Source organism: Pseudomonas sp. F2, from assembly GCF_057174385.1.
Map to the genome: position 1 here is coordinate 765278 of NZ_CM169904.1, position 16464 is coordinate 781741.

Consider the following 16464-nt stretch of genomic DNA (forward strand, 5'->3'; position numbering starts at 1 on the left):
CCGATGGCTGCGAAGCAGACCTGAAATTTTGGGGCCGCTCCGCGACCCATCGGGGATAAATCCCCTCACCACAGGATCTCCAGAGATCACAAAATCAATGGAGGTCTCAGGAGCTCTACTGATCAAGCCGAATGCCGAACCATATCGACATGCGGAATCCCGGCTTCAAGGAATTCCTCACTGACCAGGCTGAAGCCCAGGCGCTCATAGAACGCTGTGGCCTGTACCTGCGCGCTGAGCATCTGCTGCTGCAGGCCGCGGGCTTCGGCTTCGGCGATGACCGCTTGCATCAGCGCATCGCCCACCTTCATCCCGCGCCAGTCCTTCAGTACCGACACCCGGCCAATGTGCCCGTCGGGCAGCAGGCGGGCGGTGCCGATCGGAAAGTCGCCTTCGAACGCCAGAAAATGCACGGCGGTCGCGTCATCGGCGTCCCATTCAAGCTCGGGTGGCACTGATTGTTCGGCGATGAACACCGTTTCACGAATGCGCCGGATCTCGGCGTTGTCCTTTTGCCAGTCTGCGACACGTACGCGAATCTTATTCATCGGCAAATCCCAGGCTGCCCTGTTTGACCAGCTCACACAGCAGGCCCCGACCGTCTTCGTCGTTCAGCCACTCGCCGAGGTTGTCGACGTGCAGCGCATCGGCGGCGCAGATCATCTTCAACAACTCGCGCAGCTTGCCCGGCAGGTAACGGCTCTGACCGCTGGCGAACAGCAGCAGATCGTCATCGACTTCCGACCAGGCCAGGCGCGCGCTCGGGTTGCGGATCAGCACCGCACCGTCCTGCAGGGCATTGAGGAAGTCATCTTCTTCAACGTCTTCCGGGCCGACCACCAGTTCCGGGTAGCGCGGCTCGGTCATGTACTGGCCGAACCAGGTCAGCAGCAGGCGTTCGTCGCTCATGTGTTCGGCGAGCAGGCTTTTCAGGCGGCCGAGTGCGTCGTGCTGGATCTGATGCGGATCATCGCTGACCGGTTTCGCATCGGCGTCGGTGTAGCGTTCTTCGTCAGTCAGGAACTGGCTGAGGAAGTCAGTGAAATGGGTCAACACTTCAGAGGCGCTCGGCGCGCGGAAACCGACCGAGTAGGTCATGCAGTTGTCGACCGCGACACCGCAGTGGGCCAGGCGCGGTGGCAGGTAGAGCATGTCGCCCGGTTCCAGCACCCACTCTTCGGTTTCGTGGAATTCGGCGAGGATGCGCAGATCCGCGTGTTGCAGCAGCGGGCTCTCGGAGTCGCACATCTGGCCGATCTTCCAGTTGCGCTTGCCGTGGCCTTGCAGCAGGAATACGTCGTAGTTGTCGAAGTGCGGACCGACGCTGCCACCCGGAGCGGCGAAGCTGATCATCACGTCATCGACGCGCCAGCTCGGCAGGAAGCGGAAGTTTTCCAGCAGTTCGCTGACTTCCGGGACGAATTGATCAACGGCCTGAACGAGCAAAGTCCACTCTTTTTCCGGCAGTTTGCTGAATTCGTCTTCGGCGAACGGGCCGCGACGCAGCTCCCACGGGCGCTCGCCGTGCTCGATCACCAGGCGCGACTCGACCTCTTCTTCCAGGGCCAGGCCGGCCAGTTCGTCGGCGTCGATCGGGCTTTCGAAGTCAGGAATGGCCTGACGGATCAGCAGCGGCTTTTTCTGCCAGTAATCGCGCATGAATTCGCGCGCCGTAAGACCGCCCAGAAGTTGAAGAGGAGTATCAGGATTCATGTGTAACCTATTGAAAAAAAGCATTTTTCAGACGGGAATAAAAACGCCCGGCGCGGCCGGGCGTCTCAAACGGGTCAAGCGGTGAATCAGATGCGTCTGGCTTGCGCTACAGCGTTACCGATGTAGTTGGCCGGGGTCAGCTGTTTCAGCTCGGCTTTCGCTTCGGCTGGCATGTCCAGGCCGTCGATGAAAGTCTGCAGCGCTTCAGGGCTGATGCCCTTGCCGCGGGTCAGTTCTTTCAGCTTCTCGTACGGGTTTTCGATGTTGTAGCGGCGCATTACGGTCTGAATCGGCTCGGCCAATACTTCCCAGCAAGCGTCCAGATCGGCAGCAATCTTGTCGGCGTTGAGCTCGAGTTTGCTGATGCCTTTGAGGCTGGCTTCGTAGGCGATCACGCTGTGAGCGAAGCCCACGCCGAGGTTGCGCAGTACGGTGGAGTCGGTCAGGTCGCGCTGCCAGCGGGAGATCGGCAGCTTGCTCGCCAGGTGCTGGAACAGTGCGTTGGCGATGCCCAGGTTGCCTTCGGAGTTTTCGAAGTCGATCGGGTTGACCTTGTGCGGCATGGTCGACGAACCGATTTCGCCAGCGATGGTGCGCTGCTTGAAGTAACCCAAGGAGATGTAGCCCCAGATGTCACGGTCAAAGTCGATCAGGATGGTGTTGAAGCGCGCAATGGCGTCAAACAGCTCGGCGATGTAGTCGTGCGGTTCGATCTGTGTGGTGTACGGGTTGAAGCCCAGGCCCAGCTCGTCTTCGATGAACGCGCGGGCGTTGGCTTCCCAGTCGATCTGCGGGTAGGCCGACAGGTGCGCATTGTAGTTGCCCACGGCACCGTTGATCTTGCCCAGCAGCGGCACGGCAGCGACTTGAGCGATCTGACGCTCGAGGCGGTAAACCACGTTCGCCAGCTCTTTGCCCAGCGTGGTCGGGGAGGCCGGCTGGCCGTGAGTGCGCGACAGCATCGGCACGTCGGCGAAACGGATCGCCAGTTCGCGGATGGCGTTGGCAGTCTGGCGCATCAGCGGCAGCATCACGTCGTCACGGCCTTCGCGCAGCATCAGGGCGTGGGACAGGTTGTTGATGTCTTCACTGGTGCAGGCAAAGTGAATGAACTCGCTGACCTTGGCCAGCTCCGGCAGTTTGGCCGCCTGCTCCTTGAGCAGGTATTCGATCGCCTTGACGTCGTGGTTGGTGGTGCGCTCGATCTCTTTGACGCGCTCGGCGTGCTCCAGCGAGAAGTTTTCAGCCAGTTCATTCAGAACGGCGTTGGCCTCGGCGGAGAAGGCGGGCACTTCCGGGATACCGGCGTGGGCGGCCAGGCGCTGGAGCCAGCGCACTTCAACCAGGACGCGGGCACGGATCAGGCCGTACTCGCTGAAAATCGGGCGCAGGGCCTGGGTTTTGCCGGCGTAGCGGCCGTCAACAGGGGAAACCGCAGTGAGCGAAGAGAGCTGCATGGGGTGTTCTCGGACAGTCGGGCAACGAAATGGGGCGCGTATCATACATGAAAAAATCCGCCGGTCCGTTGCCAACTGACCGGCGTATTACGCGCTACAGACTACAAAACTTTTATCGCGCGACGATTTACTCGCTGCGCATCAACGGATACAGCTCTTTGAGCAGCTTGCGCCGGCTGATCACCAACTGCCAGCGGTGGCCGCCGAGCTGTCGCCACAGGCGCGCCGAACGGATGCCGGCCAGCAGCAGAGCGCGGATTTTCGAGGCATTGCTCGGTTGTTGCAGGTTGCGCATGTCGCCATGCACCTGAATCCGCTGGCGCAGTGTGCTCAAGGTGTCCTGATACAGCGCACCGCAAGCGGCGATCACGTTTTCGTGGGCCGGGCCGAAATGTTCGACCTGTGACTGGATCTGCGGCAAGCGCTTGCCGATGGTGTCGAGCATGTCGTCTCGTTTGGCCAATTGCCGCTCAAGGCCGAGCATCGACAGGGCGTAGCGCAGCGGCTCGCGCTGCAGGGTGCTGGGGTCGCGCTCAAGAGCGCCGATCAATGCACGGTAGCCTTCGCGCAGATTGAGGTCGTCGCCGCCGTACACATCCAGTGTGTCCTTCGGGTCGCGTACCAGCAGGCTGCCAAGCATGCAGCTCAGGCCGGCCTCGCTGGTCTGCCCGGTCTTGGCGATCCGGTCGACCAGCACGGCGGCGAGAAACACGCCGCCCAGCGCCGTCAGTTGCTCCTGAGTCGGGCTCATGCCTGGCCGCTCCACGGCTCGGCAACTTCGATCACGCCGCCGCCGAGGCAGATTTCACCGTCGTAGAACACCACGGACTGGCCCGGGGTGACAGCGCGCTGCGGCTCGTCGAACACCGCGCGATAGCCGCTGGCGGTTTTTTCCAGGGTGCAAGCCTGGTCGCTCTGGCGATAACGCACTTTGGCGGTGAGGCGCAGTGGCTGGCTCAGGTCGATCGGGTTGACCCAATAGATTTCCGAGGCGAGCAGGGCGCTGGAGAACAGCCACGGATGGTTGTTGCCCTGACCGACGATCAGCTCGTTGGTGTCCAGATCCTTGCGCAACACGTACCACGGCTCGTCGCCAGCATCTTTCAGACCGCCGATACCCAGGCCCTGACGCTGACCGATGGTGTGGTACATCAAGCCGTGGTGACGGCCGATGACTTCGCCTTCGGTGGTCTTGATCTCGCCCGGTTGCGCCGGCAGGTATTGCTTGAGGAAATCACTGAAGCGTCGTTCACCGATGAAGCAGATTCCGGTGGAATCCTTCTTCTTGGCGGTCGCCAGCTCGTATTTCTCGGCAATGGCGCGCACTTCGGGCTTTTCCAGTTCACCGACCGGGAACAGGGTCTTGGCGATCTGTTCGCCGCCGACGGCGTGCAGGAAATAGCTCTGGTCCTTGTTCGGATCGAGGCCCTTGAGCAGTTCGGTGCGGCCATCGATGTCACGACGGCGCACGTAGTGGCCGGTGGCAATCAGGTCGGCACCAAGCATCATGGCGTAGTCGAGGAACGCCTTGAACTTGATCTCGCGGTTGCACAGGATGTCCGGGTTCGGCGTGCGACCGGCCTTGTATTCGGCGAGGAAGTGCTCGAACACGTTGTCCCAGTACTCGGCGGCAAAGTTGGCGGTGTGCAGCTTGATGCCGATCTTGTCGCACACGGCCTGGGCATCCGCCAGGTCATCCATGGCGGTGCAGTATTCCGTTCCGTCGTCTTCTTCCCAGTTCTTCATGAACAGGCCTTCCACCTCGTAACCCTGCTCGATCAGCAGGAGAGCGGAAACGGAAGAGTCCACGCCGCCGGACATGCCGACAATGACGCGCTTCTTGGATGTGTCAGAAGGGGCTGGATCACGCATAGGGATTCAATGAGTGTCTTGAAAAAGGACGCGATTCTAGCAGGCTCACGGCCTCAAGGCTAAAGAGAAGGGCGGATCAGTTCCAGACTGAAGTGATGGCCGGCCAGATAGTCGTCGATGCAGCGGATGATCAGCTCGCTGCGCCAATTGTCGCGCTGGGCGATTAATTCGCTGCGGGTCAACCACTTGGCGCCGACGATGCCGTCGTCGAGTTGATAGTCCGGGTGGTGTTTCACCGCTTTGGCGCTGAAGCACACGCGTTGATACGTCACGCCGTTGCTCGGCGCGGTGTACAGGTAAATCCCGATCACGCCGGTGGGTTCGACGTCCCAGCCGGTTTCCTCAAGGGTTTCGCGGATGGCGGCGTCAATCAGGGTTTCGTCCGGGTCGAGATGGCCGGCGGGCTGGTTCAGCACGTTACGCCCGGCCTTGTGCTCTTCGACCATCAGGAAGCGGCCATTGTCTTCGACGATGGTGGCGACGGTGATGTGGGGGAGCCATTCCATAAAACCTTCCTCAATATCCAGGTTTAACCGATTCACTGTGGGAGCTGGCTTGCCAGCGATGGCGGCTTATCATTCACCATTGAAGGTGCCTGATCCACCGCTATCGCTGGCAAGCCAGCTCCCACAGGGTTTCGTGTTGTGTTTGGAAACACAAACCCCGGCACAGGGCCGGGGTTTGTGATGTTCCCTTACAACCTTAAACCAGCGCAGCAATCGCCGCGTTGAAGGTTGCGCTTGGGCGCATGGCCTTGCTGATCAGCTCGGCGTCGGCGTGGTAGTAACCACCGATGTCCACTGGCTTGCCCTGCACGGCGTTGAGTTCGGCAACGATGGTCGCCTCGTTCTCGGTCAGGGTTTTGGCCAGCGTCGCGAACTGCGCTTGCAGTGCCGCGTCTTCGGTCTGGGCGGCCAGGGCCTGAGCCCAGTACAGCGCCAGGTAGAAGTGGCTGCCGCGGTTGTCGATGTTGCCGACTTTGCGCGATGGCGACTTGTTGTTGTCGAGGAACTGGCCAGTGGCCTGATCCAGGGTCTTGGACAGAACCAGTGCTTTCGGGTTGTTGTAATTCACACCCAAATGCTCGAGGGACGCTGCCAGCGCGAGGAATTCGCCCAGCGAATCCCAGCGCAGGAAGTTTTCTTCGACCAGTTGCTGCACGTGCTTCGGTGCCGAACCGCCAGCGCCGGTTTCGAACAGGCCACCGCCGTTCATCAGCGGCACGATCGACAGCATCTTGGCGCTGGTGCCCAGTTCCATGATCGGGAACAGGTCGGTCAGGTAGTCGCGCAGGACGTTGCCGGTCACCGAAATGGTGTCCTTGCCTTCGCGGGTGCGCTGCAGGGTGTACTTCATGGCATCGACCGGCGTCATGATCTGGATGTCCAGGCCGCTGGTGTCGTGATCCTTCAGGTACGCCTGAACCTTCTCGATGACCACGCCGTCGTGGGCGCGCATCGGGTCCAGCCAGAAGATCGCCGGGGTGCTGCTGGCGCGAGCGCGGTTGACGGCCAGTTTGACCCAGTCCTGAATCGGCGCGTCTTTGGTCTGGCACATGCGGAAGATGTCGCCGGCTTCAACAGCCTGTTCCATCAGCAGGTTGCCCTTGCTGTCGGTGACGCGAACCACGCCGTCAGCCTTGATCTGGAACGTCTTGTCGTGCGAGCCGTACTCTTCGGCTTTCTTCGCCATCAGGCCAACGTTTGGCACGCTGCCCATGGTGGTCGGATCGAACGCGCCATTGGCTTTGCAATCTTCGATCACGGCCTGGTAGATGGTGGCGTAGCAACGATCCGGGATCACTGCCTTGGTGTCGTGCAGCTGACCGTCGGTGCCCCACATCTTGCCGGAGTCACGGATCATCGCCGGCATCGAGGCGTCGACGATGACGTCGCTCGGCACGTGCAGGTTGGTGATGCCCTTGTCGGAGTTGACCATCGCCAGCGACGGACGCGCGGCGTAGACCGCGGCGATATCGGCTTCGATCTGCGCTTGCTGCTCGGCCGGCAGGGCCTTGATGCGCGCGTACAGATCGCCAATGCCGTTGTTCAGGTTGAAGCCGATCTGGGCCAGCACGTCAGCGTGCTTGGTCAGGGCGTCTTTATAGAACTCGGCAACGATCTGGCCGAACATGATCGGGTCGGAAACCTTCATCATGGTCGCTTTCAGGTGCACTGAGAGCAGTACGCCTTGCGCCTTGGCGCTGTCGATTTCAGCGGCGATGAACGCGCGCAGGGCGTTTTTGCTCATCACGGCGCAGTCGAGGATCTCGCCGGCCTGAACGCTGGTTTTTTCTTTCAGGACGGTGGCGGTGCCGTCTTTGGCGATCAGCTCGATCTTCACAGCGTCAGCGGCGTCGATCAGGGCAGCTTTTTCGCTGCCGTAGAAATCGCCGGTGCTCATGTGAGCGACGTGGGACTTGGAGTCTTTGGCCCAGGCGCCCATCTTGTGCGGGTGCTTGCGCGCATAGTTCTTGACCGACAGCGGAGCGCGGCGGTCGGAGTTACCTTCACGCAGAACCGGGTTCACGGCGCTGCCCTTGACCTTGTCGTAACGCGCCTTGGCTTCTTTTTCGGCGTCGTTGGTCACGGTTTCCGGGTAGTCCGGCAGGTTGTAACCCTGGGCTTGCAGCTCTTTGATTGCCGCTTGCAGCTGAGGTACCGAAGCACTGATGTTCGGCAGCTTGATGATGTTGGCTTCAGGCGTAACGGCCAGGGCGCCCAGTTCGGCGAGGTGGTCGGCTACGGCTTTGTCGCCCAGTTGCTCGGGGAAGCTGGCCAGGATGCGTGCTGCAAGAGAGATATCGCGGGTTTCCACGGCGATATCGGCCGAGGCGGTGTAAGCCTCGATGATCGGCAGCAGGGAATAGGTGGCGAGGGCTGGAGCTTCGTCGGTGAAGGTATAGATGATCTTCGAGCGGGTGGGCATATTCGGATTAACTCTCTCTTCTTTGCTAAAGCGTGCGCAGAAACTCGAGGGGCGCCGGGTAAGCGCGTTCGTTCAAAGTCATCCATGAACCGAATGTCGAGAATCTTCGCGGTGATGTTGGGTGCATCGTTGAGCGTCAAGCAGTCAGGCTGCGGTAACAACCCGACCAATCAGGCGGAAAGTCTCGTGCTAGAGAGGCCAGCCGTCGTGACCCTTTGGTCAGCGGGCGGCATTATACATAGGTAGCTGGCAATCTGCCGATGGTTCATATGCAACCGGTCTCGTCCATTGGTCTAAAGGTCGCAGGGCGGGGTGGGGCGTAGAGTCGCCGGGAATGCTTGAGTTTGGCGCTTTTCCCTTTGCTTTCAGGCTTGTACGAAACCAGATGTGCCCGCGTCGTGAACAGAGGGTTTGCGTGTTGATTTAACTGGGTTACGCTCGAACCAAGCCAGATGTTCAATCCAAACAATGGAGTTCAGCATGGGTTACAAGAAGATTCAGGTTCCAGCCGTCGGCGACAAAATCACCGTCAATGCAGACCATTCTCTCAATGTTCCTGATAACCCGATCATCCCCTTCATTGAAGGTGACGGCATTGGCGTCGACGTCAGCCCGGTGATGATCAAAGTGGTTGATGCTGCCGTGGCCAAGGCCTACGGGGGCAAGCGCAAGATTTCCTGGATGGAGGTTTATGCTGGCGAAAAAGCGACTCAGGTCTATGACCAGGATACCTGGCTGCCCCAGGAAACCCTGGACGCCGTCAAGGATTACGTGGTCTCCATCAAGGGCCCGCTGACCACCCCGGTCGGTGGCGGCATCCGCTCCCTCAACGTGGCCCTGCGCCAGCAGCTCGACCTCTATGTCTGCCTGCGCCCTGTGGTGTGGTTCGAAGGCGTGCCGAGCCCGGTGAAAAAGCCTGGCGACGTCGACATGGTGATCTTTCGCGAGAACTCCGAAGACATCTATGCCGGCATCGAGTGGAAGGCCGGCTCCCCTGAGGCCACCAAGGTCATCAAGTTTCTGAAAGAAGAAATGGGCGTCACCAAGATCCGTTTTGACCAGGATTGCGGTATCGGCATCAAGCCTGTTTCCAAGGAAGGCACCAAACGACTGGTGCGCAAGGCCCTGCAATACGTGGTGGACAACGACCGCAAGTCGCTGACCATCGTGCACAAGGGCAACATCATGAAATTCACCGAAGGTGCCTTCAAGGACTGGGGTTACGAGGTGGCGAAGGAAGAATTCGGCGCCGAACTGCTCGATGGCGGCCCATGGATGAAATTCAAGAACCCGAAAACCGGCCGTGAGGTCATCGTCAAGGATGCCATCGCCGACGCCATGCTCCAGCAGATCCTGCTGCGTCCGGCCGAATACGATGTGATCGCCACGCTGAACCTCAACGGTGACTACCTCTCCGATGCCCTGGCGGCTGAAGTGGGCGGTATCGGTATTGCGCCGGGCGCCAACCTGTCCGACACCGTGGCCATGTTCGAGGCGACCCACGGTACCGCGCCGAAGTACGCCGGCAAGGACCAGGTCAACCCGGGCTCGGTGATTCTGTCGGCCGAGATGATGTTGCGTCATCTGGGCTGGACCGAAGCGGCTGACCTGATCATCAAGGGCACCAATGGCGCCATCAAGGCCAAGACCGTGACTTACGACTTCGAACGTCTGATGGAAGGCGCCACGCTGGTGTCTTCTTCGGGCTTCGGTGAAGCGATCGTCAAGCACATGTAAGAAAGGCAGTTGCAACAAAACAGCCCGGCTCGAGTGATCGAGCCGGGCGGTTTGTTTTCTGGCAGGTGTCCGGTTGGCTTCAGCTGGTCACGGATTGGTGATGAGCGGCTGTCGAGGCACTATCTTTTGCGGCCTCGACATTCTGAATTTTTGTGGCGTGCAGGCCTTTGGGCCCTTGCACGATCTCGAATTTGACTTCTTGCCCGGCTTTAAGGGTTTTGTACCCGTCCATTTCAATGGCGGAGTAATGGGCAAAGAAATCGATGTCCTTGCCATCCTCGTCCTTCCCCTCGCGGGAGTCGGTGTTAATGAAACCGAACCCCTTGGCATTGTTGAACCATTTCACCTTGCCGACAGCCATGCTCAAATCCCTCTGCAACAGTCTCCATCGCTGGAGTATCATCCAATTCATCCGCAATCGAATCCGTTAAAAAGATTGACTCCGCGGATCTTTTTTACCCACTGTGGGCTCTATTGGTTGTAACACCGTTTTCCCGATAGTCAAGGTGACCGGGCAGTCGGAGTTGAAAAGGTGTACAGCCGCCCCCACCACTGTATTTGCACAACTGACGAACCTTTCTTTCCATGCATGCAATCAGCCAGATTCGACTAACATTCAATCAGGATCGCCCGCTTCTCCAGAAGGATCTTCCACAGGAGCACGACGACGATTCGGCAGGCGTTGCTGTTCAGGAAGCAAAGCCTGCGTTACAGGCGCCGCCGATGTACAAGGTGGTTTTGTTCAACGATGACTACACACCGATGGATTTCGTCGTCGAAGTGCTCGAGGTGTTTTTTAACCTGAATCGCGAGCTGGCGACCAAGGTCATGCTGGCCGTTCACACAGAAGGACGGGCAGTATGTGGAGTGTTTACCCGCGACATCGCCGAGACAAAGGCCATGCAGGTCAACCAGTACGCCAGGGAAAGCCAGCATCCGCTACTCTGTGAAATCGAGAAGGACGGTTAATCGCCGACCACTTGGGTATGAGGTGAAGCTATGTTAAACCGCGAGCTCGAAGTCACCCTCAATCTTGCCTTCAAGGAGGCTCGTTCGAAGCGTCATGAATTCATGACCGTCGAACACCTGCTGCTGGCCCTATTGGACAATGAGGCTGCCGCCACCGTATTGCGTGCCTGCGGCGCAAACCTCGACAAACTCAAGCACGACCTGCAGGAGTTCATCGACTCAACCACGCCATTGATCCCCGTCCACGACGAAGATCGCGAAACCCAGCCAACCCTGGGCTTCCAGCGTGTACTGCAACGTGCTGTTTTTCATGTACAGAGCTCGGGCAAACGCGAAGTGACTGGCGCCAACGTGCTGGTTGCAATCTTCAGTGAGCAAGAGAGTCAGGCCGTGTTCCTGCTGAAACAGCAGAGCGTTGCGCGCATTGATGTCGTCAACTATATCGCCCATGGCATCTCCAAGGTGCCGGGGCATGGCGATCACTCTGAAGGTGAACAAGATATGCAGGACGACGAGGGCGGTGAGTCTTCTTCTTCAGGCAATCCGCTGGACGCTTATGCCAGCAATCTCAACGAACTTGCGCGCCAGGGTCGGATCGATCCGCTGGTCGGTCGTGAGACGGAAGTCGAGCGTGTCGCGCAGATCCTTGCGCGTCGACGCAAGAACAATCCGCTGCTGGTGGGCGAGGCGGGCGTGGGTAAAACCGCGATTGCCGAAGGCCTGGCCAAGCGCATTGTCGACAACCAGGTGCCGGATCTGCTGGCCAACAGCGTCGTCTATTCGCTCGACCTCGGCGCTCTGCTTGCAGGCACCAAGTATCGCGGTGATTTCGAGAAGCGCTTCAAGGCGCTGCTCAATGAACTGAAAAAACGTCCGCAGGCGATCCTGTTCATCGACGAGATCCACACCATCATCGGTGCGGGTGCCGCGTCCGGTGGCGTGATGGATGCCTCGAACCTGCTCAAGCCGCTGCTATCGTCTGGCGACATCCGCTGCATCGGCTCGACCACGTTCCAGGAATTTCGCGGCATCTTCGAGAAGGATCGTGCGTTGGCACGACGCTTCCAGAAAGTCGATGTCGTCGAGCCGTCGGTGGAGGACACCATCGGTATCCTGCGCGGCCTGAAGGGGCGTTTCGAGCAGCACCACAACATCGAATACAGCGATGAGTCGTTGCGCGCGGCTGCTGAACTGGCATCGCGTTATATCAATGACCGGCACATGCCGGACAAGGCCATCGACGTGATCGACGAAGCGGGTGCCTACCAGCGTCTGCAGCCGGCCGACAAGCGCGTGAAGCGCATTGACGTGCCACAGGTTGAAGACATCGTGGCGAAAATCGCGCGGATTCCGCCGAAGCATGTCACCAGCTCCGACAAGGAATTGCTGCGCAATCTGGAGCGTGACCTGAAACTGACGGTATTTGGTCAGGACGCGGCGATCGATTCGCTGTCGACCGCGATCAAGCTGTCTCGTGCCGGGCTCAAGTCGCCTGACAAGCCTGTCGGTTCGTTCCTGTTCGCAGGGCCCACCGGTGTCGGTAAAACCGAGGCCGCGCGGCAACTGGCCAAGGCGCTGGGCATCGAACTGGTGCGCTTCGACATGTCCGAGTACATGGAGCGTCACACCGTATCGCGTCTGATCGGTGCGCCTCCGGGCTATGTCGGCTTTGATCAGGGCGGTCTGTTGACCGAAGCGATCACCAAGCAACCGCACTGCGTATTGCTGCTCGATGAAATCGAGAAGGCGCATCCGGAAGTCTTCAACCTGCTGCTGCAGGTGATGGACCACGGCACGCTCACCGACAACAACGGGCGCAAGGCGGATTTCCGCAATGTGATCGTGATCATGACCACCAACGCCGGTGCCGAAACTGCGGCGCGTGCTTCGATCGGTTTCACTCATCAGGATCATTCGTCTGATGCGATGGAAGTGATCAAGAAGAGCTTCACGCCGGAATTCCGTAACCGTCTGGACACCATTATCCAGTTTGGTCGCCTCAGCCATGAGGTCATCAAAAGTGTGGTGGACAAGTTCCTTACCGAACTGCAGGCGCAGCTGGAAGACAAGCGTGTGCTGCTTGAGGTCACTGATGCCGCGCGTAGCTGGCTGGCGGCGGGTGGTTATGACTCGGCGATGGGCGCACGTCCGATGGCGCGTCTGATCCAGGACAAGATCAAGCGTCCGCTGGCGGAGGAGATTCTGTTTGGCGAGCTGGCCGAGCATGGCGGTGTGGTGCACATCGACATCAAGGATGGTGAGTTGACGTTTGACTTCGAAACCACGGCTGAGATGGCCTGACGGTTGTTGGTCTGTTGTAAAGCGAAAGGCGCCTTCGGGCGCCTTTTTGTTGTCTGATGTTTTTGGGTGTATATCCGTTGCTGCGGTAGCGGCTGCTTAGGGTTCCGCCCTGACGGCGGGTCACTTTTGACAAACGCCTCAAAAGTAACCAAAAAGGCTTTACCCTGACGTTCGGCCCTCGCTTAGGCTCGGGTTCCTTCGCTCCGGGATTCATCCGGGGGGGCAGCGCCTACGGTTTGCTTCGCTGCACCTCCTCTCGCTGTGTTTGGCTGCGCCAAACGGTCGCTGCGCTCCCACCCCCGGATAAACCCCTCCACTCAGCCTGCCGACGGGCCCTCAGATCAAGAGCGGTACTCGAGCTAACGCTCATCGTGTTGAGTGGTGAAAAGCGGGTGCGGTCTGCTGTGACTTTTGTGGGAGCTGGCTTGCCAGCGATGGCGGCCTGACAGCCGACCAATTTCTAACTGATGACACCCGATCCCACTGTGGGAGCTGGCTTGCCAGCGAAGGCGGCCTGACAGCCGACCAATTTCTAACTGATGACACCCGATCCCACTGTGGGAGCTGGCTTGCCAGCGATGGCGGCCTGACAGCCGACCAAATTTCTAACTGAATACACCCAATCCCCTGTAGGAGCTGCCGAAGGCTGCGATCTTTTGATCTGGCTCTGGCTCTGGCTCTGGCTCTGGCTTTGGCTTTGGCTTTGGCTTTGGCTCTTGACCTGGCTTTTGATCTTCAGCCCCTTCGGCAGGCCGAGCGTAGGTGTCCATCCGGGGGGTAGGCGCGCAGCGCCATGCGGCGAAGCCGCATACATCGAGAGGAGGTGCAGCGAAGCAAACCGTAGGCGATGCCCCCGGATGGGCACCGTAGCGAGGGAACACTGAGCCTCAGCGAAGTGCCGTACGCCGGGGCAAAGCCTTTTGGGTTACCTTTTCGGCGTTTGGAAAAGGTGACTCGCTGTAAGAGCGAAACCGCCAGAAGCCATCACCGCAGCAACGGATATGCCCGCAAAACAAAAAACCAAATCCCAGACAAACAAAAACGCCCGGCATAAACCGGGCGTCTTGTATTGACTTGATTAGCGAGCGCGGTAAGTGATGCGCCCTTTGCTCAAGTCATAGGGCGTCAGCTCGACGCGCACTTTGTCACCGGTAAGAATACGAATGTAGTTCTTGCGCATCTTGCCGGAGATATGCGCGGTTACGACGTGCCCATTTTCCAACTCCACACGAAACATGGTGTTGGGCAGGGTGTCGACGACAGTGCCTTCCATTTCGAAGCTGTCTTCTTTCGACATGCAGTAAAGCCCTCGGTGTCCAATGAATGGCCCGGTGCAACTGCGCCAGGCAAAAGCGGCGTGCATTGTGCCCGAAAAAGGGGGTTCAAGCCAAGGGGTTTAGGGCTTGCGATTAGTTCAGGATTACCCAGCGCTGATTGATCAGCAATTCGATGGGGCGATATTGGGTCTTGTAGTTCATCTTTTTGCAGTTCTTGATCCAGTATCCGAGATACACCGCTTCCAGCCCCAGGCGCTGGCTTTCGGCGATTTGCCACAGGATCGCGAAGCGCCCCAGGCTGCGGCGCTCCACGTCAGGTTCGTAAAAGGTGTAGACCGCCGACAAGCCGTTGGGCAGCAGATCGGTCACAGCAACGGCGAGTAACCGTCCGTCGAGTCGAAATTCATAGAAGCGCGAGAAAGGCAGGTCGCGCACCAGAAAGGTCGAGAACTGGTCGCGGCTTGGCGGGTACATGTCGCCGTCGGCGTGTCGCTGTTCGATATAGCGCTGGTACAGGTCGAAATATTCTTCGCTGAAATGCGGTTTCACCGGGCGCACCTGCAGATCGGCATTGCGTTTGAAAATGCGTTTCTGCTGGCGGTTGGGGTTGAACTGCGATACCGGGATGCGTGCAGGCACGCACGCATTGCAGTTCTGGCAATGGGGTCGATACAGATGATCGCCGCTGCGGCGAAAGCCCATTTCCGACAGGTCTGCGTAGACGTGCACATCCATGGGCTGACTCGGGTCGAGAAACAGCGTCGTCGCCTGCTCCTCGGGCAGATAACTGCAGGAATGAGGCTGAGTGGCATAGAACTTCAAGCGCGCCAACTCGGTCATGATCAACCCTCGGGATAAGCTGGTGAATTAAGTGTAAGCCACGCGCGCAAAAGTCGCTCAGCAAACCCAGGTGGCGCGACTGGATTGATCCAGGTGGCGGGCCAGGTAGTTGGCGAATTCGTGGCGGGGGATCGCCCGGGCGCCGAGGCTGTGCAGATGATCGGTCGGCATCTGGCAATCAATCAGAACGAATCCCGCCTCTTTCAGATGCTGCACCAGCGTGGCAAAGCCATATTTGGAGGCGTTGTCGGCGCGGCTGAACATCGATTCACCAAAAAACAGCTGACCCATCGCCAGGCCATACAGGCCACCGACCAGTTGTCCCTCATCCCAGACCTCGACCGAGTGGGCGAAGCCGCGGCGGTGCAGTTCGAGGTAGGCGTCTTGCATGGCTTCGGTGATCCAGGTGCCGTCGGCGTAGTCCCGGGGCGCGGCGCAGGCGCGAATCACGGCTGCGAAATCCCGATCGAAGGTCACCTGGTAGCGTTGCTTGCGCAGCAGCTTGCCGAGGCTGCGCGAGACATGCAGTTCGTCGGGAAACAGAACGGTGCGCGGATCCGGCGACCACCAGAGGATTGGCTGGCCCTCGGAAAACCATGGAAAACAGCCGTGTCGGTAAGCCTGCACCAGGCGGTCGGCGGACAGGTCGCCACCGGCGGCCAGCAATCCATTGGGATCGCGCATGGCCTTTTCCAAAGGCGGGAAAGTCAGGGAGTTGCGTTGTAACCAAGTCAGCATGGCGTCCAGGCTTGCAGAAGGGGAGGGCGGTGCGGGCCCGAGGCCCGCGATAAAGTGTGCCGTTAAATGACAGGAATGTCGTCCAGATACTTCGCAATGTTCGACAGGTACACGGCTTCCTCGACGGCAGTGTTGCCGCCGTCCGCTACGGCGGCCACCTGATTGCGGTAGAAAAAGCCGTCACAGGTCGCACGAGCCGACCCCCTTTGCTCGCGACGGTTTCTTCCGAGGGCAGTCCCGGATACTGCGCCGAAGCGCCGGTGGCGATGATCAGGGCGTCGCAGGTATAAGTGCCGCTGTCGCCGATGAGTTCGAACGGGCGCTGCTGCAACTTGGCGGTGTGGATGTGGTCGTAAACGATCTCGGTGGCAAAGCGTTCGGCGTGTCTCTGCATGCGCTCCATCAGTACCGGGCCGGTGAGGCCTTCGACGTCGCCGGGCCAATTGTCGCCTTCGACGGTGGTGAGCTGACCACCCGCCTGCAAGCCGGTAATGACCACCGGTTTGAGGTTGGCGCGGGCGGCGTATACGGCGGCGCTGTAGCCGGCAGGGCCGGAGCCAGGAATGATCAGGCGTGAATGCTTCGCTGCGTTCATCAAATACACCTCATAAGCCTTTGTCACAAAAGACAAT

14 protein-coding genes and 1 pseudogene are annotated in these 16464 nt (G+C 59.4%); 3 read left to right on the top strand and 12 right to left on the bottom strand.

Annotated features, from left to right (window positions below):
* Window positions 1-122: 122 nt before the first annotated feature.
* The 7 genes from AC193Q_RS03245 to AC193Q_RS03275 all read right to left on the bottom strand — a co-directional run bounded on the left by AC193Q_RS03245 (window position 123) and on the right by AC193Q_RS03275 (window position 7970).
* Complete coding sequence (locus tag AC193Q_RS03245) at window positions 123-548, bottom strand: GNAT family N-acetyltransferase (protein ID WP_003223818.1); 426 nt, start codon at window positions 546-548, stop codon at window positions 123-125.
* Entirely contained in the window at window positions 541-1713 is a 1173-nt protein-coding gene (locus AC193Q_RS03250) for a ribosomal protein uL16 3-hydroxylase (RefSeq protein ID WP_041073232.1), read from the bottom strand. The genes AC193Q_RS03245 and AC193Q_RS03250 overlap by 8 nt, the downstream gene beginning before the upstream one ends.
* Before the next feature lie 86 nt (window positions 1714-1799).
* Window positions 1800-3170: an adenylosuccinate lyase gene (purB, locus tag AC193Q_RS03255; protein WP_047291732.1), complete on the bottom strand. Its 1371-nt coding sequence runs from the start codon at window positions 3168-3170 to the stop codon at window positions 1800-1802.
* A gap of 127 nt (window positions 3171-3297) precedes the next feature.
* Window positions 3298-3921, bottom strand: coding sequence for a high frequency lysogenization protein HflD (gene hflD, locus AC193Q_RS03260; protein WP_003223824.1), 624 nt, complete (start codon window positions 3919-3921; stop codon window positions 3298-3300).
* The gene (mnmA, locus tag AC193Q_RS03265; protein WP_003223826.1) at window positions 3918-5042 is read right to left on the bottom strand and encodes a tRNA 2-thiouridine(34) synthase MnmA; all 1125 of its coding nucleotides are present in this window, start codon (window positions 5040-5042) and stop codon (window positions 3918-3920) included. The genes hflD and mnmA overlap by 4 nt, the downstream gene beginning before the upstream one ends.
* A 59-nt stretch (window positions 5043-5101) precedes the next feature.
* A complete protein-coding gene (locus AC193Q_RS03270) occupies window positions 5102-5548 on the bottom strand; it encodes an NUDIX hydrolase (protein WP_041073236.1) in 447 nt (148 codons plus the stop codon).
* Between the two features lie 196 nt (window positions 5549-5744).
* A complete protein-coding gene (locus AC193Q_RS03275; RefSeq protein ID WP_476284247.1) occupies window positions 5745-7970 on the bottom strand; it encodes an NADP-dependent isocitrate dehydrogenase in 2226 nt (741 codons plus the stop codon).
* 480 nt (window positions 7971-8450) lie between these two features.
* Here AC193Q_RS03275 and icd point away from each other — a divergent pair, with 480 nt between their 5' ends.
* On the top strand, window positions 8451-9707 hold the full coding sequence (gene icd, locus AC193Q_RS03280; protein WP_041073239.1) for an NADP-dependent isocitrate dehydrogenase: 1257 nt from the start codon (window positions 8451-8453) through the stop codon (window positions 9705-9707).
* Between the two features lie 79 nt (window positions 9708-9786).
* Here the strand turns inward: icd and AC193Q_RS03285 are convergent, their stop codons facing one another.
* A complete protein-coding gene (locus AC193Q_RS03285; protein ID WP_483879132.1) occupies window positions 9787-10068 on the bottom strand; it encodes a cold shock domain-containing protein in 282 nt (93 codons plus the stop codon).
* A 224-nt stretch (window positions 10069-10292) separates the two neighbouring features.
* On the opposite strand from AC193Q_RS03285, the gene clpS reads away from it, so the two are divergent.
* Together clpS and clpA are read left to right on the top strand one after the other, a co-directional pair.
* A complete protein-coding gene (gene clpS / locus AC193Q_RS03290) occupies window positions 10293-10676 on the top strand; it encodes an ATP-dependent Clp protease adapter ClpS (protein ID WP_011334948.1) in 384 nt (127 codons plus the stop codon).
* Between the two features lie 30 nt (window positions 10677-10706).
* Window positions 10707-12977 carry an ATP-dependent Clp protease ATP-binding subunit ClpA gene (gene clpA, locus AC193Q_RS03295; protein ID WP_095666943.1) on the top strand — a complete coding sequence of 757 codons (2271 nt, stop codon included), beginning with the start codon at window positions 10707-10709 and terminating at the stop codon, window positions 12975-12977.
* A gap of 1078 nt (window positions 12978-14055) precedes the next feature.
* Here clpA and infA read toward each other — a convergent pair.
* From infA to AC193Q_RS03315, 4 genes and pseudogenes are all read right to left on the bottom strand, one after another.
* Window positions 14056-14274, bottom strand: coding sequence for a translation initiation factor IF-1 (infA, locus tag AC193Q_RS03300; protein WP_002553999.1), 219 nt, complete (start codon window positions 14272-14274; stop codon window positions 14056-14058).
* A gap of 112 nt (window positions 14275-14386) precedes the next feature.
* Window positions 14387-15094 (bottom strand): arginyltransferase, encoded by a 708-nt coding sequence (locus AC193Q_RS03305; RefSeq protein ID WP_121184793.1) that lies wholly within the window; start codon window positions 15092-15094, stop codon window positions 14387-14389.
* A 57-nt stretch (window positions 15095-15151) separates the two neighbouring features.
* Window positions 15152-15832, bottom strand: a complete 681-nt coding sequence (aat, locus tag AC193Q_RS03310) for a leucyl/phenylalanyl-tRNA--protein transferase (RefSeq protein WP_047295111.1) — start codon at window positions 15830-15832, stop codon at window positions 15152-15154.
* An 89-nt stretch (window positions 15833-15921) separates the two neighbouring features.
* Window positions 15922-16427, bottom strand: a pseudogene (locus tag AC193Q_RS03315) (FAD-dependent oxidoreductase); the annotation flags it as partial.
* Window positions 16428-16464 lie beyond the last annotated feature (37 nt).